Annotated in this window: 16 protein-coding genes; 3 read left to right on the top strand and 13 right to left on the bottom strand. The window is 63.8% G+C overall.

The window, feature by feature from the left end; genetic code table 11:
• Positions 1-9: 9 nt before the first annotated feature.
• Positions 10-1,278, top strand: a complete 1,269-nt coding sequence (locus tag ATE71_RS06010; RefSeq protein ID WP_201022924.1) for an aminotransferase class V-fold PLP-dependent enzyme — start codon at positions 10-12, stop codon at positions 1,276-1,278.
• 155 nt (positions 1,279-1,433) lie between these two features.
• Here the strand turns inward: ATE71_RS06010 and ATE71_RS06015 are convergent, their stop codons facing one another.
• Positions 1,434-4,220: a TonB-dependent receptor domain-containing protein gene (locus tag ATE71_RS06015; RefSeq protein ID WP_058802524.1), complete on the bottom strand. Its 2,787-nt coding sequence runs from the start codon at positions 4,218-4,220 to the stop codon at positions 1,434-1,436.
• Positions 4,221-4,401: 181 nt separating this feature from the next.
• Here ATE71_RS06015 and ATE71_RS23095 point away from each other — a divergent pair, with 181 nt between their 5' ends.
• The gene (locus tag ATE71_RS23095) at positions 4,402-6,342 is read left to right on the top strand and encodes an isoaspartyl peptidase/L-asparaginase (RefSeq protein WP_058802525.1); all 1,941 of its coding nucleotides are present in this window, start codon (positions 4,402-4,404) and stop codon (positions 6,340-6,342) included.
• Positions 6,342-6,788, top strand: coding sequence for an Lrp/AsnC family transcriptional regulator (locus ATE71_RS06025; RefSeq protein ID WP_058802526.1), 447 nt, complete (start codon positions 6,342-6,344; stop codon positions 6,786-6,788). Before ATE71_RS23095 ends, ATE71_RS06025 begins: the two co-directional genes overlap by 1 nt.
• A 210-nt stretch (positions 6,789-6,998) precedes the next feature.
• Here the strand turns inward: ATE71_RS06025 and ATE71_RS06030 are convergent, their stop codons facing one another.
• The 12 genes from ATE71_RS06030 to ATE71_RS22450 form a co-directional block, all read right to left on the bottom strand.
• The gene (locus tag ATE71_RS06030) at positions 6,999-8,267 is read right to left on the bottom strand and encodes a purple acid phosphatase family protein (RefSeq protein WP_058802527.1); all 1,269 of its coding nucleotides are present in this window, start codon (positions 8,265-8,267) and stop codon (positions 6,999-7,001) included.
• Positions 8,268-8,279: 12 nt separating this feature from the next.
• Positions 8,280-11,492 carry a TonB-dependent receptor gene (locus tag ATE71_RS06035; RefSeq protein WP_082665097.1) on the bottom strand — a complete coding sequence of 1,071 codons (3,213 nt, stop codon included), beginning with the start codon at positions 11,490-11,492 and terminating at the stop codon, positions 8,280-8,282.
• A 131-nt stretch (positions 11,493-11,623) separates the two neighbouring features.
• Positions 11,624-12,634 (bottom strand): FecR family protein, encoded by a 1,011-nt coding sequence (locus ATE71_RS06040; protein ID WP_058802528.1) that lies wholly within the window; start codon positions 12,632-12,634, stop codon positions 11,624-11,626.
• Positions 12,631-13,188, bottom strand: a complete 558-nt coding sequence (locus ATE71_RS06045; RefSeq protein ID WP_160328012.1) for an RNA polymerase sigma factor — start codon at positions 13,186-13,188, stop codon at positions 12,631-12,633. The genes ATE71_RS06040 and ATE71_RS06045 overlap by 4 nt, the downstream gene beginning before the upstream one ends.
• Positions 13,189-13,461: 273 nt before the next feature.
• Positions 13,462-14,820 carry an alginate export family protein gene (locus ATE71_RS06050; protein ID WP_058802530.1) on the bottom strand — a complete coding sequence of 453 codons (1,359 nt, stop codon included), beginning with the start codon at positions 14,818-14,820 and terminating at the stop codon, positions 13,462-13,464.
• Complete coding sequence (locus tag ATE71_RS06055; RefSeq protein ID WP_058802531.1) at positions 14,820-16,403, bottom strand: MFS transporter; 1,584 nt, start codon at positions 16,401-16,403, stop codon at positions 14,820-14,822. Before ATE71_RS06055 ends, ATE71_RS06050 begins: the two co-directional genes overlap by 1 nt.
• Positions 16,400-16,810, bottom strand: coding sequence for a DoxX family protein (locus ATE71_RS06060; protein ID WP_058802532.1), 411 nt, complete (start codon positions 16,808-16,810; stop codon positions 16,400-16,402). The genes ATE71_RS06055 and ATE71_RS06060 overlap by 4 nt, the downstream gene beginning before the upstream one ends.
• A gap of 3 nt (positions 16,811-16,813) precedes the next feature.
• Positions 16,814-18,754: an amidohydrolase gene (locus ATE71_RS06065; RefSeq protein ID WP_058802533.1), complete on the bottom strand. Its 1,941-nt coding sequence runs from the start codon at positions 18,752-18,754 to the stop codon at positions 16,814-16,816.
• Entirely contained in the window at positions 18,754-19,023 is a 270-nt protein-coding gene (locus tag ATE71_RS06070; protein ID WP_058802534.1) for a XapX domain-containing protein, read from the bottom strand. Before ATE71_RS06070 ends, ATE71_RS06065 begins: the two co-directional genes overlap by 1 nt.
• 57 nt (positions 19,024-19,080) lie before the next feature.
• Positions 19,081-19,761: a hydrolase gene (locus ATE71_RS06075; protein WP_058802535.1), complete on the bottom strand. Its 681-nt coding sequence runs from the start codon at positions 19,759-19,761 to the stop codon at positions 19,081-19,083.
• A gap of 14 nt (positions 19,762-19,775) precedes the next feature.
• On the bottom strand, positions 19,776-20,606 hold the full coding sequence (locus ATE71_RS06080) for an alpha/beta fold hydrolase (protein WP_058802562.1): 831 nt from the start codon (positions 20,604-20,606) through the stop codon (positions 19,776-19,778).
• Positions 20,607-20,773: 167 nt separating this feature from the next.
• Positions 20,774-21,187 (bottom strand): hypothetical protein, encoded by a 414-nt coding sequence (locus ATE71_RS22450; protein WP_160328013.1) that lies wholly within the window; start codon positions 21,185-21,187, stop codon positions 20,774-20,776.
• Between the last annotated feature and the right edge of the window lie 115 nt (positions 21,188-21,302).

The raw sequence follows: 21,302 nt of genomic DNA on the forward strand, positions 1-21,302 counted from the left end.
GGAGCGGGCGTGGAGCTCAACCGGAGGCAGATGCTGATGGCCGCCGCGGCGGCGCCGGTGGCGGGGCGGCTGGACGCCGCGCCGCTGCCGGCGGGCGCCCGGTCCGACGACGAGACCTATTGGGCGAAGGTGGCGGCGCAGTACGATGTGATCCCGGACATCATCCAGCTCGAGAACGGCAATTGGGGCATGATGGCGCGGCCCGTGCTCGAACAATATGAAGCCGCCGTCCGGCAGGTGAACCGTGCGACGAGCTATTATGCCCGTCGCGGGCTCGCCCCCGATCTCATCGCCGTGCGGGCCCGCGTCGCGACGAAGCTGGGAGTCGCGCCCGAGGAGATCGCCTTTACCCGCAACGCGACCGAGGCGCTAAAAGCGCTCATCGGCGGCTATAACCGGCTGCGCGCCGGGGATGCGGTGCTTTACGCCGACCTCGACTATGACAGCATGCAGGCGTGCTTTGACTCGCTGGAGAAAAGCCGCGGCGTCGATGTGGTGCGCATCGCGCTTCCCGAACCCGCGACGCATCAGGGACTGATCGACTGCTATGAAGCGGCGCTCAAGGCCAATCCCCGCGTTCGCCTGATCCTGCTTACCCACCTCAGCCACCGGACCGGCCTTGTCATTCCGATTCGCGAAATCGTTGCGATGGCGCGCGCACGCGGGGTGGATGCGATCGTCGACGCGGCGCACAGCTGGGGGCAGCTCGACTTCTCGTTGCCGGATCTCGACGCTGATTTTGTCGGATTGAATCTGCACAAATGGGTGGGCGCCCCGCTGGGGGTTGGTGCGCTCTATATCCGCAAGACGAAGGTCGAGCTGATCGATCCCGACATCGCCAACGAACCGCCGTTCGCCGCGACCGCCCAGGCGCGCGTTCACACGGGCACGGTCGATTTCGCGGCGCAGCTCACCGTTCCTGCCGCGCTCGATTTTCAAGACCGGATCGGCGATACGGCGCGCGCGGCGCGCTTGCGCTATTTGCGCGATCTCTGGGCAGAACCGCTGCGCGACACGCCGGGGGTCGACATATTAACCCCGGCCGATGCCCGTTTGCACGGCGGCATCACATCTTTCCGCCTCACGGGCCGCATCAGCGAAGCGGACAATATCGCGGTCGCCAAGCGTCTGCTCGACGATCACAGGATATTCTCGGTGCATCGTACGGGGCCGGCGCGCGGGGCGTGCGTCCGGATCACACCAGCGCTGTTCAACGGGCCCGGCGACGTCGACATGCTCGCAAGGGCGATTAGGGCGTTGATTTCCTCCCCACACTGAATTGCAGGCATTTTGCGGGAACAACCGCTAGATTTCTCGTCGCTGGCCCGTCCAGCAGGCGAGCTCGAAGGTCCGCCAGCCTAATATCACCGGTTTCCTTTTCCTCCGGACCCCCCGGCGGGCAGCCGGTGTCCTGGATTGGGGAGGCGGCAAACTCAGAGCGCCGAACCGCCGAGCTTGTAGGTCAGCTGCAGAAACACGCTGCGCCCGATGCTGTCATACCAGCTGGCGTTATAATAGGGATAGGCTGACCAGGTCGGGTCCTTCACCGGGTTGGTGTCGAACAGGTTCCGGATCGTCAGCGACCCGCGCAGATGATCGGTGAAATCATATTGCATCGTCGCGTTGAAGAGGTAGCTCGCCTTCAGGAAGGCGTCCTCGTCGTAATTAGGCAGCTTGCCGAGGCGGGTGCCCGAGACGGTAAACTGCAGCCCGTCCTTTTCCCAGCTGATGCTGCCGTTCGACTTGTCTCGCGGCAGATAGAAGCCGCTGTCGAACGCCAGCTTGTTCTCGATCGGATCGCCCGGATATTGCTGGAAGCTGTGTTTGAAAACATGGCTGTGCGCCAGGGACAGGGTGAAGTCGCCGAAGCTGGTCGGCAGCGTCCCGCGGAAGGCGACGTCGATGCCGCTCGTCTTTTCGCGCGCGATGTTGATGGGGTTGACCGCAACCGACGAAATTTGCCCCGCGAGGCCGCCCGTGGTGAAGCGGGTGACGCGCGCGATTGCGTCTTGGCAGGTCGGCGAATTGGGGTCGAGCTCGGTCTGTCCATTGGCGTCGGGGCGGCACGCCGCCTCGTCGCGCGCGATCTGGTCGACGCTGAGGTCGTCGACCTGATTGTCGAGCGAGACGCGGAAATAATCGACGGAAACATGGAGGCGGCTCGACGGCGAGAAGACGATGCCGGCGGTCAGCGTCTTGCCCGTTTCGGCTCGCAGATCGCGGTTGCCGTTCCGGTTCACGACAATGCCGCTGCCCGAATAGCTGCAATCGCCGATCTCCTCGTCCGGCTCCTCGATGCCGCAGAGATAGTAATCGTCGACGCTGCTCTGCACATTGCCCGGCCCGGTGAAGACATAGTGGAGGTCGGGCGCGCGGAAAGCGGTACCATAGGCGGCGCGGAACAACAGGCTGTTGGTCGGCCGCACCTCGACCCCGCCGTTATAGGTGAATTTGCCGACGTCGCGGCCCGCGAAGCCGAAAGTGTCGTAGCGCCCCGCTCCGGTCAGCGTCAGGAACTCGAGCACCGGCACGCGCAACTCGCCGCCGATCGCGGCGTGGCTGCGCTTGCCTTTGCCGTCGCTGTCCTTCCAACTGTAATAATAGTCGGTGAGCGCGAGCGGATCGGGGCGGAGGTTATAGCCCTGCTTGCCATATTCGGCGACCGCGGCGAAGCCGACGGGCCCCGCCGGCAGCTCGAACAATTCGCCGTTGGTCAGCGTCGCCTGCAGATTGTTGGTCCAGCTGTACGGACGATAGACGGTATCGGCCGAGATGCTGTCATATTCGGCCGGGGTCAGCGCGCGATAGAGATAGATATTGGGGTCGCGGTTGTAGATGGGATAGCCGCTGTCGGCATCGATCCCGAGCTGCGGGCCGAGGAAGAAGTCCTTCGCCTTCTGGTTGATGATCTGCGGCCAGCGGACGACCGACTGATAGCGGCTGTAGTTGAACGACGCCTCGTAATTCCAGCCGTTGCCGAAGTCGCCGCGAATACCGGGGGTAATGCTGTAGGTCGTCTGCTTTGACCGCTGCATCTCGAACCCGCCGGTTTCTTCGGGCGCGAACTGGCGCGACCAGTCGTCGATCGTGTTGTCGAACGCGTTGTAGAAGCTGTTGTCCGAGCTCGACGAGCTGTTCTCGAACGCCCAGCTGGTGACGTCGTACATCAGCCGGACCTTGCTAATCCCGAACTGGAAATCGGCGAACAGCTTGGCATTGTCCGACAGTTCGTACGACATGGTGCCGAAGCTGTTGAAGCCCTTGCGGCCCGAAACGATCGTGCCATAGCCGATCGATTCCTTGCTGCCGCAATAGAAACCGGGCCCATAATCGTCGATCACCGGGTCATAGTCGCCATAGCGCGGGCGCGAGGCGTAAATGGTCGAGCCGCGGTTGAGGTGCGACAGGCGCGCGCAGGTATCGGCGCCGGGGTCGATGTAGGTGTCGTTGTCGATGCTGTAGCGCAGAAACGTGCGCCGCGCGATCGTGCTAACCGGATTGTCGTCGGTGCTGTCTTGGATGCTACGCTGATACGCCCACAGGGGGCGCTGGTCGAGATATTCGACGCCGCCCGCAATGCTGAAGCCGCCCGACGACCAGCCCCCGGTCGCGGTAAAGCGGTGCGACAGGCCGCCGCCATGCTCGGTACGCCCGTGGCGATAGTCGAGCGTGATGCCGTCGAGCTTTTCCTTCATCTTGAAGTTGACCACGCCCGCGATCGCGTCTGAACCATAGATCGCCGATCCCGCGCCGCTCAAAATCTCGACCTTGTCGATCAGGCTGACGGGAATGTTCGAGATGTCGGTGAAATTGCTGCGACCGATATAGGGCAGGGGGAAGTCGGCGATGCGGCGGCCGTTGATCAGTACCAGCGTGTGATTGGGGCCGAGCCCGCGCAGGTCGACCTGCTGCGCGCCCGGCGTGAAGTCGGCGCTGCTCCCCGATTGCGGGCTCTGCGTCTCGCCGCTGTTCTGCGTCATTGCGGCGAGCAGTTCGGGAACGCTGGTATAGCCGTTGGCGCGGATCGTGTCAGAATCGATCGTGGTGACGGGGGCAGGGCCCTGGTCGCGGATCGTCGGAATGCGCGACCCGGTGACGATGATTTCCTCATCGGCATCGGCGTTGGCTGCATCTTGCGCAAAGGCGGGCGCGGTGAGCGCCGGCACGCAAACGCTCAGCCCCAGCAGCACCCGGATCGATCGGTTGGAGAATTTCGTCATGATACAACCCCTTGTTGCCCGGACAAATTTGATGCCCCACGCGCCCCGCGTCCGGATGTTTCGCACACACCACCAGAAACCGTCGATAATTTCAATCATTATGACAGATTTGGAAATCATATTGTCTTTGTCACGCTACATTATGTAACATCGGCCACCGTTTAGGGTCGAAGGGAAAGCCATGCTGCGCGCGTTGGTCGGGAAAATTTGGCTGTTTTTCTTGTTGTGCGGCCTAGCGCTGGCGCCCGCCGCCGCCAAAGAATCGAAACAAAAGCCCGTCGAACATTATGTTTTCGGCAAGCTGAACACGCCGATCCCCGGCCCGGTGTCGGGCGGTCTGTTGCTGATGGGCGGCGGCGACCGCAATATCGACGCAATGAAATGGTTCTTCGGAAAAGCGGGGAACGGGCATATCGTCATCATCAGCGCCTCATACGGCGAGGAGATGGGCAAGGAATTCTTCGACGAGATCGGCGGCATCCAGTCGGCTGAAATTTTTGTCTTCCACGCGCGGACGCAATCCTATGACAAGAAGATCCTCGACCGGCTGCGCAAGGCCGACGGCATCTTCATCGCGGGCGGCGACCAGGCGCGCTACGTCCGCTACTGGCGCGGCACCCCGGTCGCCGAAATCCTCGATGCGCATGTCGCGGGGGGCAAGCCGCTCGCCGGGACGAGTGCCGGGCTCGCGATGCAGGGCGAGAAACTTTATGGTGCGATGGACGACGGCAGCATCAAGAGCCCTGAGGCGCTTGCCGACCCGCTCGGCCCCGCAAACACGATCGAGGACAACTTCCTGCATCTGGCATTGCTCAAGGGCATCGTCACCGACACGCATTTCAAGGAACGCGAACGGCTCGGTCGCCTCTTCGCCTTCGTCGCCAAGGCGCAGGTCGGGCGCGACCCGGCGCTGCCCGCGATGCTGGGGCTTGGTGTCGACGAAAGCGCTGCACTCGCGGTCGAACCCGACGGGCGCGGGCGCATCTATGCCACCGCGCCCGATGGCTATGCCTGGGTCGTCGATGGCGCGGGCCTAAGCAATGTGACGGCAGGCCGCTCGCTCGACGCGCCGCGCGTCAAGGTGACCGGGGTCGGGCCGGGATCGGTGATCCACCTGCCCTCGGGCCGCGTCGACAATCCGGTGTTCGAGCGGCATTACGCCGCCCGCGCCGGCGCGATCGCCGAAGTCCCGCGCTGGTCGCTTGCGATCCACGGCGGCGCCGGGGTGATCGAACGCGGATCGCTGTCGCCCGACAAGGAGGCCGCCTATCGCGCCGGTCTGGACGAGGCGCTGCGCGTCGGCGGCGCGGTGCTCGAGAAAGGCGGTCCCGCGCTCGATGCGGTCGCCGCCGCAGTGCGCGTGCTCGAAGATGATCCTTTGTTCAACGCCGGGCGCGGCGCGGTTTTCACTGCAGAGGGCAAGAACGAACTCGACGCCGCGATCATGGACGGGAAGACGCAAAAGGCCGGGGCGGTCGCGGGCGTCACCCGCACGCGCCACCCGATCGACCTCGCGCGCGCCGTCATGGACAAGAGCCCGCACGTTATGCTCGCGCGCGACGGCGCCGATCGCTTCTCGCTCGAACAGGGGCTCGAACAGGTCGACCCAGCCTGGTTCCGCACCGAGGAACGCTGGCAGGCGCTGCTCAAATGGCGCCAGAAACAGCCGCAGGCGGCGATCGACCCGACGCATTTGTTCGGCACCGTTGGCGCAGTTGCGCTCGACGCCGAAGGGCATCTTGCCGCGGCGACCTCGACCGGCGGCATGACCGGCAAGCGCTGGGGCCGCATCGGTGATTCGCCGATCATCGGCGCAGGCACCTATGCCAAGGACGGCCAGTGTGCGGTGTCGGCGACCGGATCGGGCGAATATTTCATCCGCGAGAGTGCCGCGCGGCAGCTCTGCGACCGAGTCGCGTGGCGGGGTGAGAGCCTGAAGGAGGCGGCGCAGGCGACGATCATGGCGGTCGGCGCAATCGGGGGCGATGGCGGGCTGATCGCGATGGGCCCCGACGGCGACCCCGCCTTTGCCATCAACGACCTTGGCATGTATCGTGGCCGGATGAGCGCCGGGGGGACTCCACAGACCGCGATCTTCGCGGATGAAAAACTGGCCGACTGATGCCGAACGGCGGCGTCACCCTCGACGATGTCGATGAACGCCTGCTGACCCTGCTCCGCGACGACGCGCGCCAGACGATCGCGCAACTGGCCAAGGAGCTCGGTATTTCGCGCGGCGCCATTTACTCACGCCTCGCCCGGCTCGAGGAAGGAAAGATCGTCGCGGGCTACACCGTCCGCCTCGGAAACGCCTTCACCGCCAGCCGCATCCGCGCGCATATGATGATCAAGACACTGCCGCGTTTCCATCGCGAGGTCGAAGTCGCGCTCGCCGCGATGCCACAAGTACAGGCGATTCACGCGATCAGCGGCGAGTACGACATCATCGCCATGCTGGAAGCCGAAGATAGCGCCCAGCTCAACGAGCTGATCGACGAGGTTGGGCTGCTAGATGGTGTCGAACGAACGACGACCTCGGTCATTCTGGCGACTAAGGTTGAACGTTAGTTCCCGCGCGCGCGTCAAGAATAGCTCTCGTCCGGCTGTGCGATCGCCGTCGAGGTGGAAATTGCCTATCATCTTGAGTGTCCGCTGTCTTTGATTGCTCTCCAACAGCGGACTGAACGCAAACGGCCATTCCGTCTCAGGCCTTGAGCTGCGTTTGGCGCGCGTCGCAGCTGGTTCGATTGGCCGCTTCCTCACGTCAGGCCGCGTCGCTTATGGCTTTGTCAGCGTTACCGCGTCGAGCGGTTCACCTGAGGCAGTATAGGCCTTGTACGCGAGCCGGTCGCCTTCAACGTCGATGATCTGGAACGCCTGGGTGCGTTCGGCCGATTTGCGCGCCCAGGGCAGGTCGGCGACCTCGTACATTTTTGGTCCCGCGACGGAGACGACATAGGTCGCACCGGCATCGTCGGCGACGGGACCATCGGGACCGATCGCGCCGCGCGCATAGCCATGATCATGGCCCTGCAGCACCAGATCGACATCATATTTGTCTACCAGCGGTTTCAGCGCGTCGCGCACCTTGGGATTGTCGCGTCCAGGGTCGCTGGAAAACATCGGGAAATGCAGGAAAATCACTGTCCAGCGGTTTGGGTTGTTTGCCAATATCCCTTCAAGCCAGGCGATGGTGGCACCGCGCGCGGCCTCGTTGCGGTCAAGCTGGGGTGAATCGATCGAGATCAGGCGCAGTCCCTGATAATCGGTGTACCAATGGGTTTCGCTCGCCTCGGGCACTCCGTCGGGGCCATTTTGGGGCAGGGTGAACTGGCGGCGCCATTGCCCGGTCACTGACGATCCCGCGCGCGCCGCCGTGTCACGGCCATATTCATGATTGCCCGGCGTCGGCATTTGCGGCGTCTGGGCGTAAAGGAATCCCCCGGCCGCAAACCACTCTCCCCACTCGCGATCGGAGCTGTGACGGTTGATCAGATCGCCCGCATGAATGACGAAAGCCGAATCCCCCGCCATACGCAATGCCATGCGTAACGTGCGCGAAGCTTGCGACAGAACATCGTTCTGCATGTCGCCCAGATAGATGAAGCGAAAGGGCTCGGGACGCTCCGATGCCGTGCGAAACTGGAACCATTCGGACCAGCGTGTGCCGTCGCCGACGCGATAGGCATAGACGGTGGCGGGCTCCAGCCCGGTGAGCACCGCCGAATGATAGGCGGCGCGAAAGGCAGGGTCTTCCTGCACCGCCAACGTCGCATCGTCGGTGGTGGCGTCGAGCATCATCGGTGATCGCACGAAATCGGGGCCGGGGGTCGCCTTCGCATATTGGACCTTCCCGGCAAGGCCGGGCGCACTGCGCCAGGTCACCGCCATCTCATGCGCCGTGTCGGCGGTCAGGTTCAGGATGATGCGTTCGGGTGCCTGCGTCGCCGGTGCGAGCACCGGCTGCTCCGCCGCCTGCGCCGCCACGGGGACGACGCAGTTGGCCAGCAGCAGGGCGGACAGAAGCGCGACGGTTCTGGTGGTCATGGGTTCGCCCCCTCAAAAGATCAGGTTGAAACCGAGCGTGACCGAACGCCCGTTCTTGATATAGGCACGGCTCGCCCCGTCGCTGGACGAGACGGTCTGCCAATAGGTGTGCGAATCGAGCAGGTTGCGAACCTGCAGCTGTATCGACGATTTTTCCTTGAAGCTTTTGCGGAAGGTCAGGTCGATGAAGCTATAGGCCTGTTCATAGGGGTCGTTGCCGAAGTCGTTGATCCCCGCCAGGAATTTCGATTGATAATTCCACGCGCCATAGACTTCCCACCCGTCACGCTGCCAGAAAAGCTGCAGGTTTGCGATGGTTTCGGGGGTCTCCATCAGCGGCAGTGTATAGCCTTCGGGGTGCCACGACAGGCCGGTCGCCGCCTTGGAACGCTGCAGCGTCAGATTGCCGCCGACGCCCAGCGAACCGAACACGCCGGGCAGCCAGTGCAACAGCTGCTGCGCGCTGAACTCGACGCCATAGACATCGGCCCATTTGCCGTTGTTGGGCATGGAGATCACGACGCCCTCAGGATTGATATTCTCCCCCGTCGTACCGTCGCGGATGTTACTCGACGAGGAACGGAACAGGAAATTGTCGATTTGCTTGTAGAAGGCGGCGATCGAATAGGCTCCCGTCCGCCCTGCATAATGTTCGAGCGACAGGTCGAAATTGGTCGAACGCAGCGGCTTCAAATCGGGGTTCCCCATTTCGATACCCGCCAGCACCCAGTCGCTCGTGGGATTTTCCACGCCGTCGCCATCGGGATCGCGGTCATAGCTATATTCACGCGCCGAACTCATCCGCGCGATGTCGGGCCGGGCGAAGCTGGTCCAGATCGCGCCGCGCAGCTTGGTGCGGTTATTGAAATCATAATTGACGTGGATCGACGGCAGCCAGTTGGTGAAGTTCGACCGGTCGCGCGTGTAGCGCGCACCCTGGACCGGATCGATATTCCATGCCTCGATCGTGTTCCGGGTATTTTCCATGCGAACGCCCGCTATCACTTGCGCGCGGCCGATTTGTGCTGTCGCCATGGCATAGGTGGACAGGACGCGCTCATTGAAACGAAAGCTGTCTTCGTCGGATATTTCAGCCTGCGAATGATCGACCGCAAAACCGTCGAATATCGTGCTTTCGCCGCGTTCGGCGCGCTGCAATTCGGCCAACATCGCCTTGTTGTCGATGGTGGTGCCCAGGCGATAGAGGTCCTTATAAGCGCCGCCGAACAGGCTGGTCACTTCCTTGCCATAGAAGGGCGCGAAGTCTGCGAGCGTTCCATCGGCATTGAGGTCGAGGAACGATCCTTCATAGGTGCGGCGGCGCGAGTTATAATATTTGAAACCGGTCTTCACTGTCTCCAGCCAGTCGCCGCCGACATCCCATTCCGCGTTGAACTGCGCTTGCCACAGCTTCTCGCTGCTGCCGCCGACTTCGCCTTCCAGGCCGGCGAAGTCATATTCGGACGGGTCCTGCACAGCCGCCATGCCCGCGTCGTTGAGCAGCCATTTGGGAAAGCGGGAGTCCTCGGCGGCGGAAAACAGCACCCCGCTGTTACCAAGCCAGCCATATTTGTCGCTGCGAAACTCCAACTCGTAACCGTCGTCCAGATTGTCCTCCGACCGCGAATAGGACAGGTCATAATCGATCTTCACCGCGCCGAAACGCGATTCCCCCCCGAAATTTGCCGAAGCCAGGTTGCCGGTTTCATTCGACGCCTGCCAGAAACGGCGCAGACGAAAGCCTTGCGGGTCCCAAAGCCCCGATCCGCCGAAAAGACTGTAGAAAGAACGCGAAGAACGATCCGCATCACTAATGATCCCGTCCTCGTCGCGATCGACGATCTGGCCGGGCGTATAGCCATAGATGCGGCCCAGCGCCGAGTCATGGCCGACGACATTGTCATCGGGCTGCAACAGGCCGGTGTCCGATTTGTCGACCTGAACTAGTCGTGCGGAATTGCGCGTCGTGTCGTTGCGGAAGTTCAGCCGGCTCCGAAATTCTTTCTTGCGGTACCGGTTATACTGGCCGCGCAGGTGAAAGTCGTGATCGTCCGACCGGTAATCGATGCTGGAATTAACGCCCCAGCGTTGCACTTCGGTCTCGCCAAAGGCCAGATCCATGCCGCGCAGGACAAAGCGATTGGGGTCCCATCCCAGCGTTTCGCTATCTTCATACCAACGGTCGGGCTGGTTATCGCCATCGACGCCATTCTGCTCGAACTGTGATTTGCGTTGGCTCCAGCTTGCCGAGACAAATACACCGAAATTGTCAGTGAACTGGCGTGATGCCGCCGCAGATACTTGTGCCGATTTGCGATGGTCGAACTTGTCGAGCAGGCCGCCCTCGGCCGACAGACGAACATAGGTCGGACCCTGATCGAAGGCAGTCGGGGTCGAAATGTCGATCGAACCGCCCAACGCGTCACCATCGCGATCCGGGGTCAGCGTCTTGAACACCGATATTTCCTTGATCCCGTCGGGGGGAAGTACCGACAGGCGGACGCCGCGATAGAAGACATCGTCGCGTGACCCGGCCCCGCCCAGGCGCACGCCGTTGATCGAATAATTGTTGAGCTCGGTAGACAGGCCACGCACCGTTACGCGGTCCCCTTCGCCGGTCGTCGCGCTCCGTACTGCGTTGACGCCCGGCATGCGCGCCATCGCCTCCGACACGTTATTTGCGGGCAGCTTGCCCATGTCGTCGGCGCTGATAGTGTCGGAGACGACGTTGCTCTTACGTTTTTTGTCGAGCGATTCTTGCACCGCTTCGAAATAACCGGTGACGACGATTTCTTCGGGTTCGCTCGGGGCCACCGCTTGGGCCGTCACGGACGGAGCAGCAAGCGTGCGGGTGGTTGCGGCCTTGGTGTTTACCGACGTTGCGGCTGCCTTTCGCGATACCCGGACGATAACGGTGCGCCCTTGGAGGCGCGTATCGACCCCGCTGCCCGCGACCAGCCTCGCCAAGGCCGCTTCGGCATTCAGCGTACCCGATACGCCGGGGCTGCGCCGCCCGCGCAATATGTCGGCCGACGCCGCGACCTGAATGCCGGTCACGCGTGAATATTGGCGCAATGCCCCGGCCAGGTCCTGCGCCGGAATGGCAAAGGAAAAGACCCGGCTGTCGGCCGCGCGGGCGGCGTCAATCGGTATGGTGGCCGCGATCGAGGCGAGCGAAAGGGTCAGCGCCGAAATTCCGGCGCGGGTCGACGTCGAGACAAACATGAAATCCCCCGGCAAATATGTTGATACCGCGAGTAAGACGGGATTCAATCTGGGAACCCGACAAATATTTTTTCTTACATTTTTGTGTAATTATTTTTAAATTTCAGAGACTTTCGTTTTTCTTCTGTCGCTTATCGTGACAGGACATAATGGGTCGATTCCTCTTCCCAGCGCAGGTCGTGGACGGCGGCGAGCGTTTCGAGCAGTTCGCGCGTTTCGTTCATGCGAAAGCGGCCGGTGATGCGCAGCGCGCCAAGCGCGGGGTCGGCGAGGACCACCGGCCGGTCCGAGGTGCGGTTGATCCGGTCGACCAGCCGGGCAAGCGTGGTGTCCTGGGCGTCGAACCATCCGTCGATCCAGGCGGGTCGCGCGCCCAGCACATTGTTGAGCCGCTGCACGCCGTCTTTTGAGACGCTGAGCCCGCTGCCCGCGGGCAGGCGCCATCCCGTGCCGCCCGCCTCGACTTTGACAAGCCCGCGATAGACACGAACCTCGCGTGTGCCTTCTGCCATCATGTCGACGTCGAAGGCAGTGCCGAGCACGGCGATCGAAGCATTGCCGACGTCGACCGAAAAGGATCGGAACCGTTCGTGTGCCACGTCGAAATAGGCTTCGCCTTCCTCCATCCGCACGTCGCGTGACCAAGGTGTCATTCGCACCGAGAGACGCGATCCGCCGCTGAGGTTAAGTTTCGACCCGTCGGCCAGCACGATCATGCGATTTGCGCCGCGCGCTGCGGTATAGGATTGCTCGGGCGCCAATATTCCCTGCACGACCGGTATCGTGAGTAGCAACAGGAGGATCGACGACGCCAGAATGGCCGCCCGCTGCGAACGCGGAAGCGTACGGGCGGCGACCGCTCGGTGCGGCGCACCGCTGTTTCCTGGCGTCCAGCGATATCCCTGCTGGTCATTGTCGTTTCGGGCACGCGGACCATTTGCCGCCGACAGACGAAGCGCCGCATCCAGCCCATCCGACTGCCAGAGTGCGGCCATTTCGGCATAGCTTTCCACATGGCGTGGATCCGCGGATATCCAGCGGTCGAACTCGGCAGCCGCGCGCGCATCCTGAAGGGGGCGGTTCATCAGCTCGGCCCAGGTCGCGGCCTGGCTCTCAATCTCTGCCTTGTCACTGCGCATCATGCGTTCCACACTGCCGGATCGATGCCAGCCCTCTCCATCGCACGTCGCAAGTCGATAAGCCCGCGCGTGATATGTTTTTCGACCGCCTTGGTGCTGATCGACAATTCTTCGCCTATAACGCGGCAGCTTTCTTGCTGCAGGCGGCGGCGGATCAATACTTCGCGGCGCAGGCGAGGCATCCGGTTCAGGCATCGCTGGAATACTTCGACTGCGCGTTGGGAATCGAGCGCGCGGTCGAGTGAAGGCGCTTCGCTGACCACATCAACTTCGGGTTCGTCGGCGAGCCGGCTGTCGGCGCGATAATGGTCGACCAGAAGGTTGTCGGCGATGCGAAAGCCAAGGGCAAAGACGCTTGCGATCCTCTTATCGCGGTGGACGACGATCAGGCGGGCGATTGTCTCCTGCGCAATATCCTCGGCTACATCGGTGCGGGCGCCGCGGGCGCGGATATAGCGCACCAGCGCGACCTGAACCGCTCGCCAGTCCTGCTTATCCGCCTCGTTGGGCGCGGCAACTCTGATGCCATTGTCCAGTAACCTATCGCTATGTGACACATTGACTCCCGCCCGTTGGTCGGGCGCCGCAGCTAGCGAAGCTTGATGACAGTTTTGCGAGCGGGGAAGGGTGGGTCGCGAGTCATTGTCTGACTGGCGGATCGGATTCTACACCGGAGTCTAAAATGCCACCCGCTCGTTTCCGGCCGACTTCGCGGGTAGAGTATCTCGTTTACGTCGCGAGGGCCGGCGTTCGAATGTCCGCCAAGCAAAGTAGGCGCTGGAAAGCCGCCTGTCCGTTACCGGCCATTCAAGTCCGTCAGCATCGCCTCTTTACAGTTTGAGAAACACCTCGGTGCCCACCATGTGGATCGTGCGCGCGGGGCCGTTGTCGCGAATGAAGGCGCCGGGGCGGAAGGCCGAGAGCGAGGCGCCGAAGGACAGAATCTCGCTGGCTTGCCAACCGGCCGAAATCTCGATCTGGTTACCGATGCGGCGAGCGCGGCTGTCTCCTGCGGAGCGGATCAGCTGTCCGGGTATGTCGTAAATGCCGTCGCCGCGGTTTTGCCGCCAGAAGCGAGCTGCCGCAAGTTCAATGCTGATACCGGCGCCAAGATCAAAGTCGATGCTGGGATGAATATTGACGATATTGCGGGGGCCAATGGGCGATAGCTCGCCGAAATATTTTCCCTTGGGAAAGAGGGCATTGAAGGTTCCGAGCCGGCGGTCGGCGGGATCGCGGTCGCCGCTCGCGATATTGGCGCGCAGTCGCAGGCGCGGTTCGAGCGGTACGCCCGCGAAACGCCAAGCGGTCTCCGTCGCGATGGACCAGGCGCGGATCGGGTCGTTGCCGAACCGGCCGCGCTGGATCATCGCTTCCCAGTTCCAGCCGAGACTGCCGCGCTGGCCGAAGATTCGCAGCCCGACGGTGTCGCGCGCCTCGCGGCCGGTGCGACCGGCAAAGCGAGCCTCCTCATTTTCATAGCCGAGCCAATAGGCATCGACGCCGATCCCCGTCGCTGGTCGGGCCGTCGCATAGATGCCATCCAGCCGCCGTGTCTTCGAGGTTGGGTCGTCGAAATCGCCGCCTCCCACCGCGACAGGTCGCAAGCGGAAGGCATCGATGCGAACCGGGCCGCGATCGACGATCGCGCGGACGCCGTCGAAGGCCTGCGGAATGTTCGGGCCGTAGCGAATGCCGACGAGCCGTTCGGACCCCAACGCGACCAGCTCGCGGCCTCCGCGCACGGTCAGGCTGCCACTATTACCCAAGGGGATGCGGACATCGGCAAAGCCCTGCAGCAGGTCGAGCCCGGTCTCGTCGGCGGGGCCTTCGCCCGCGCCGACGCCGCGCGCATGGCCCGCGATGCCCTGCACGAAAACGCGTGCCGGGCCGGCATGCAGATCGGCATGCGGCATGGCGCGGAGCCAGAGATAGCCGTCGTCCGGTGCAGGCGGATCGCCCCATAGATTATTGTCGAAGCCCTCGAACCGCGCCCGCGCTTCGCCGCCGAGGGTCAAATAGATCTCGCCGTCCGCGTCGAGCGGAAGATATTTGACCTCGCGCCAGCCGAATTGCTCCTTCGTCCGCAGCACCGACCAGTCTTCGTCATAGCGCAGGTTGGTCTGATCGACCTCCTGCGCCCATGCGGCGGCGGGCGCGAGCGCAGCGAGAAGCGCCAGAGAGCGCATCAACGGCGCGTGACGAAGTGGCGCGCTACCGGCGGTGTATCTTCCGAACGGAAAGCGGCGAGCGCCTCTTGCTGAATGCGGTCGGCATTGGTGACGCGGTCGTGCTGGCGTAGATGTTCGAGCCAGCTTTCCACGGTGAAGGTTTCGACCACAGTGCCGGGCTGCGACGTATCTTCGTAGACGCCCCAATGGATCGCGCCGTCGCGGCGGCGGATGCGTCGCATCTCCTGCATCGCGGCAAAGAAGTCGGAGACCTTGGCAGGATCGACGCGATATTCGATCGTCACGAGCACCGGGCCGCTGTCATGCTCGACCGTGCCATCGACGAGCGGCGCTGGCCAATGCGCCGAGGGGGCGAGGTCGAGCGTGCTCGCGCGGTCAAGCGGAAAGCGCCAGGCGAGGGTCAGGCCGACGGCGGCGAGCAGACCGGCCGCGACGAGCAACGTCGAAGGCACGCCGATTGACGAGGCGACCGAGCCCCACAAGGTCGAGCCGGCCGCCATCGATCCTTGGAAAACGAGGAGATAGATGGCGAGCGCGCGCGCCTTGACCCATCCGGGCGAGGTTGCCTGCGCGCCGCCGTTCAGCGACGCCATCATCGCGATCCACGCGAGCCCGGCGACGAAGAGCGCGGCGGCGGCGGTCGCGAACACGCCCGCTTGCGACAGGCCGGCCATCGCCACAGCGAGCAGGATCGAAGCCGCGAGGGTGATCGCATTGGCGCCCATCTTGCCGCGCAGTTTGGGCATCACCAGTGCGCCCGTGATCGCGCCGAGACCCATGAAAGTGAGCAGACCGCCATAGCCGAGCGGGCCGAGTTCGAGGTCGCGCCGCGCGATGATCGGGAGCAGCGCCCACAGCCCGCTTGCGAAGAGGAAAAAACCGACCGACCGGATCAGCACCACCTGCAATTCCGGCGCGCGCAGCGCATAGCGGAGCCCGGCGCGCATTGCGCCGACCATATGTTCGGCGGGAAGGTGGCGGTCGGGCGCGACGCGCCGCCAGCGTGCTAGCACCGCCAATATGCCGAGGATCGAGAGCGCGTTGGCCGCGAACACCGCGGCGGGTCCCGACGCGGCGATAATCAGCCCGCCAAGCGCCGGGCCGATCGCGCGCGCGATATTGACCCCGAGCGAGTTGAGCGCGACAGCCTGTTGCAGGGCGGGCCTGGGGACGAGTTCGGGGACGATCGCCTGGAAGGCAGGCGCCGAGAAAGCGGCACCCATTGCGATCGCGGCGGTGAAAACGAGCAGGATCCACGCGGTCGTGAAGCCGGCGAGCGTAATTGCCGCGAGCGTCATCGCGGCGACAAGGCCGAAGAGCTGGGCGCCGATCAGCAGCTTTCGCCGGTCGACGATATCGGCGAGCGCGCCTGCAGGCAGCGCAAGCACGAACATCGGAAAGGTGGTCGCGGCCTGCACCAGCGCGACCATCAGCGGATCGGGCGACAACGAAGTCATCAGCCAGCCCGCGCCGACATCGTGCATCCAGGTGCCGATGTTCGAGACCACGGTCGCGATCCACAGCGCGCGGAAAACGGGATTCTCCAGCGGGCGCGGGTCGGGTTGGGCGGTGTCGGTCATCCCTTGCGGTCGCGCAGGATGGCCGCCAGCATCAGTCCGCCGATCAGTCCGAGATGTTCGAGGAAGGTGTTGCGCTCGTGGAAACGCGCCATCGGGTCGGATACCTGCCAGAAGGGGTGCGCGATCAGCGTGGCGATCGCGGTGAATATCCCGAGCGCGCCCGCGCCGAGCCACGCGTGGCGGCCGAGGATAATCAGCAGCGACCCGCCGATCTGGACGAGGATGGTCGCGGCAACGGTCAGGATCACGGGCTCGAGCCCGAAATGCCGCGCTTCGCCGAGCGCGCCGGGCAGGTCGGTGAGCTTGGCGATGCCGCTTGTCCAATAGGGAAGCGTCAACAGGGTCGCGGCGAGGATTGCGAAGCGATTGTCTTCAAGCAGGCGGGCGATGGGGGCTGGAGTGGCCATCGGTCAGACCGCCCAGCAGCCGCAGCCGAACGCGCCCCAGAAGCTCTGGACATCGGCGGCTGGCACATTGGCGCCGAGCGCCGCGGCATGGTCGTGGCCGTGGACCGCGCAGGCGGAAGCGCAGCCGCAGGCCGAAGCCATCTTCTGCGCGGCTTCGGGCCGGCGATAATAGCCGCCGAAGGTGGCAACGGGCGACCAGTCCGGCATTGGTTTCGGCAGCGCAGGGGCGATCGGGCCGTAATCGCCTTCGCCGTGGACGACCTTGCCGCCGAGGATGGTCAGGACCGAACGGAGGTGCACGATCTCGCTCTCGGCGACACCGAAATAATCGTCCGACAAAAGCGCTAGATCGGCGAGCTGGCCGGCCTTGATCTGGCCCTTCTTGCCGACCTCGTTCGAGAACCACGTGTTCTTTTCGGTCCACAAGCGCAGCGCGGTCTCGCGGTCGAGGCGGTTGCGGACGGGATAGAGCGTCGTGCCGCCGAGCGTCTTGCCGGAGACGAGCCACGACAGCGAGACCCACGGGTTATAGCTTGCGACGCGCGTTGCGTCGGTGCCCGCGCCGACGGGCAGGCCGGCCTCCATCATCCGCTTGATCGGCGGGGTCGCCTCGGCGGCCTTGGAGCCATAGCGTTCGATAAAATATTCGCCCTGGAACATCATGCGGTGCTGGACCGCGATACCGCCGCCGAGCGACGCGATGCGGTCGATGTTGCGGTCGCTGATCGTCTCGGCATGGTCGAAGAACCAGTTGAGCCCCTTGAGCGGAATGTCCCGGTTCACCTTCTCGAACACGTCGAGCGCGCGAGAGATCGTCTGGTCGTAGGTCGCGTGAAGGCGCCAAGGCCATTTGCGTTCGGCGAGCAGGCGGATGACGGGTTCGAGGTCGGCCTCCATGTTCGGCGGCATGTCGGGGCGCTCGACCCGGAAATCCTCGAAATCGGCGGCCGAATAGACGAGCATCTCGCCCGCGCCATTGTGCCGATAGGTGTCGTCACCATCGCCCGGCTTTACCTGTGTCGACCAGGTGGCAAAGTCCTTGAGTTCCTCTTTCGGCTTCTGCGTGAAGAGGTTGTAGGCGATGCGCAGCGTCAACTCGCCGTCCTGGTGCAGCTTCTCGATGATCGCATAGTCGTCGGGATAATTCTGGTAGCCGCCGCCCGCGTCGATGACGCTGGTGACGCCGAGCGAATTGAGTTCGCGCATGAAATGCTTTGTCGAATTGACCTGATAGTCTTGCGGAAGCTTCGGCCCCTTGGCCAGCGTCGCGTAAAGGATCGTCGCATTGGGCTGCGCGAGCAAAAGGCCCGTCGGATTGCCCGCCGCGTTGCGGACGATCTCGCCGCCTGGCGGGTTCGGCGTATCCTTGGTGTAGCCGACGGCGCGCAGCGCCGCGGCGTTGAGCAGCGCGCGGTCGTAGAGATGAAGTATGAACACCGGCGTGTCGGGCGCGGCGGCGTTGATCTCATCGAGCGTCGGCAGCCGCTTTTCGGCGAACTGGTGCTCGGTGAAGCCGCCGACGACGCGGACCCATTGGGGCGGCGGCGTGTTCTGCGCTTGCTTCTTCAGCATCGCCATCGCATCGGCAAGGCTCGGGACACCGTCCCAGCGCAGCTCCATATTATAGTTGAGCCCGCCGCGGATGACGTGAATATGGCTGTCGATTAGCCCGGGGATCAGACGGCGGCCCTTGGCATCGATGACCGTAGCATCGGGCCCGGCGGCGGCGCGGGCTTCGGCTTCGGTTCCGACGGAGAGGAACTTGCCGTCGCGGATGGCGATCGCCTCAGCCGCCGGATTGGCGCGGTCGAGCGTGGTCACCTTGGCATTGACGATAAGGAGATCGGGCATGTTGGCCTTTCCGCTGCTAGCCCAGCTGTTGGTCGCGAGCAGCGCAGAGGCGCCGCCGGCGAGGATTGCGCGTCGATCGGGACCGGCTGGCATCAGCTTTGCTCTTCGGCATGATGCGGCCGCGACGCGGGAAGCTGTCCCATCACGTGCTCGGCGCACTCGGTGCGGACGTAAGCGGCGACCTCGTCGCCGCGCATCAGTCGCTTGGCAATCGGGACAATCTGTTCGCCGATGAGAATGCCGAACAGGCCGACGAGCGCGATCACCGGCGGGGCGGGCGAGCGGACGTTGAGCGCGCCATAGATGCCGCCGACGAGCAGTCCGACCGCCAGCGCGATTGCATAGGATTTGACATCGGCCATGGCTTTTCTCCGAAATCGACCCGCGCCGGCGGGGGCGAACCGGCGCGGGTCCGGGGGTCAGGCCGCGATGGGGTCGAGCCGCGGTCCGTGGGCGACGCGTTCGTCGGCGCCGTGCACCATCGTATAGGCGTAGTCGACGCCCATCCCGTAGGCTCCGCTATGTTCGCGCACGATCGCCATGACCCCGTCATAGCGTTCCTTGCGCGCCCAATCGCGCTGCCATTCGAGCATAACCTGCTGCCAGGTCACCGGGACGATCCCGACCTGGATCATGCGCTGCATCGCATAGTCGTGCGCGGCCTGGCTGGTGCCGCCCGAGGCGTCTTCGACCATATAGATCTCGTAGCCGCCCTCGAGCATCGCCGAGAGCGCGAAGCTGTTGTTGCACACCTCGGTCCACAGTCCCGACACGACGACCTTTTTCCGGCCATTCTTCGCGAGCGCGTCGCGCACCTTCTGGTCGTCCCAGCTATTCATCGACGTGCGCTCAAGGATGGGATGCTCGGGGAACACACCGAGCAACTCGGGATAGGTGTGGCCCGAAAAGCCGAGCGTTTCGACGGTCGTAATCGTCGTCGGAATGTCGAACAGCTTGGCGGCCTTCGCCAGCGCGACGGCGTTGTTCTTGAGTGTCTGGCGATCGATCGACTGGACGCCGAACGCCATCTGCGGCTGGTGATCGATGAAGATCAGCTGACAATTGTCGGGGGTCAGCAGTTCAAGTTTGGGGTCAGTCATGATTGGCTCCGTGGTCAGGCTTTGATGAAGGCGAGAAGGTCGGCGTTGACGGTGTCGGGGTGCGTTGTGCACATGCCGTGCGGGAGACCTTTGTAGGTCTTGAGCTCGCCCTTCTTCAGCAGCTTGACCGAAAGTGGCGCGGAATCGGCATAGGGGACGATCTGGTCGTCGTCGCCGTGCATGACGAGCGTCGGCACGGTGATCGCCTTGAGATCCTCGGTGAAATCGGTCTCGCTGAACGCCTTGATGCAGTCGTAGTGCGCCTTGGCGCCGCCCATCATGCCTTGGCGCCACCAATTGTCGATGACGCCCTGGCTGACCTTCGCGCCCGGCCGGTTGAAGCCGTAGAAGGGGCCCGCGGGCACATCGTGGAAGAATTGCGCGCGGTTGGCGACGAGCGCGGCGCGAAAGCCGTCGAACACCTCGATCGGCAGGCCGCCAGGGTTCGCCGGGGTCTTGAGCATGATCGGCGGCACCGCGCCGATCAGCACCGCCTTCGCAACGCGGCCCGGCTTGGCACGCGCGACAAAGCGCGCGACCTCGCCGCCACCGGTCGAATGGCCGATATGGACCGCGCCCTTGAGATCGAGATGATCGGTCAGCGCCGCGACATCGGCGGCGTAGGTGTCCATCTCGTTACCGGTATCGGTCTGGGTCGAGCGGCCGTGGCCGCGGCGATCGTGCGCGATCACGCGAAAGCCCTGCAGCCGGAAGAACATCATCTGGTTGTCCCAGTCGTCCGCAGACAGGGGCCATCCGTGATGAAACACGATCGGCCGCGCGTCCTTCGGGCCCCAGTCCTTGTAGAAAATCTCGGTTCCGTCCTTGGTCGTGATCCTGGGCATGTCACTGCCTCCTTCGCTTGCGGGATTGGCAAAAAGTGGTCCGGGAAACGTGGCGAGCGCGGCCGCGGCGGCCATGCCGCCGCCGAGCGCGCTCCTTCGGCTGATAGAAAAAGTCGGGTCGCTGGTCATATTGTCCTCCCTCGGCTCCGATCAGGGGATCGGCCGCCCTATTCTGGCTGCTCTTCGTCGGCTTCGGTCAGCGAAGCGTGCAATCCGCTCATGCCCGCCTGTCGGTCCAGCCTGATCACCCTTCGACCGAAAAGCAGTGCGTCGATCGAATAGCCCCCGGCGCCGAGCATCGACAGCGCCACCATCGCGGTTGCGTGCAGCGTCGCCGAGACGCCCAAAACCCCCTCCAATTCCACACCCATCGCCACCATCCCGATCGCACCAATGGCCGCGGCGAGGCGCGTGAAGGTCCCCAACGCCAGCGTTCCGGCGAGCAGGAACGCAGCAATCTGCCCGTCGCCCGGCGCCGCCAGCAGGGCGCCGCCCGCCAGCGTCGCCGCCGCCGAAAGGCGAAGCAGGACCAGCGCCAACCCGACCATACCCGTAGGATATTGGAGGAAGCTCCTGGTCATGGGCCAAGTCTATCGCGTGCCGCGCCCTGCAACCATGCCGGTATGAGTAGTCATACAACTACCCATTAGAGTGGTGCCGGCCGCCGCACCGGCATCGACACGGCGCGAGGTGAAA

The organism is Sphingopyxis sp. H115 (genome assembly GCF_001468465.1).
Classification (GTDB): domain Bacteria; phylum Pseudomonadota; class Alphaproteobacteria; order Sphingomonadales; family Sphingomonadaceae; genus Sphingopyxis.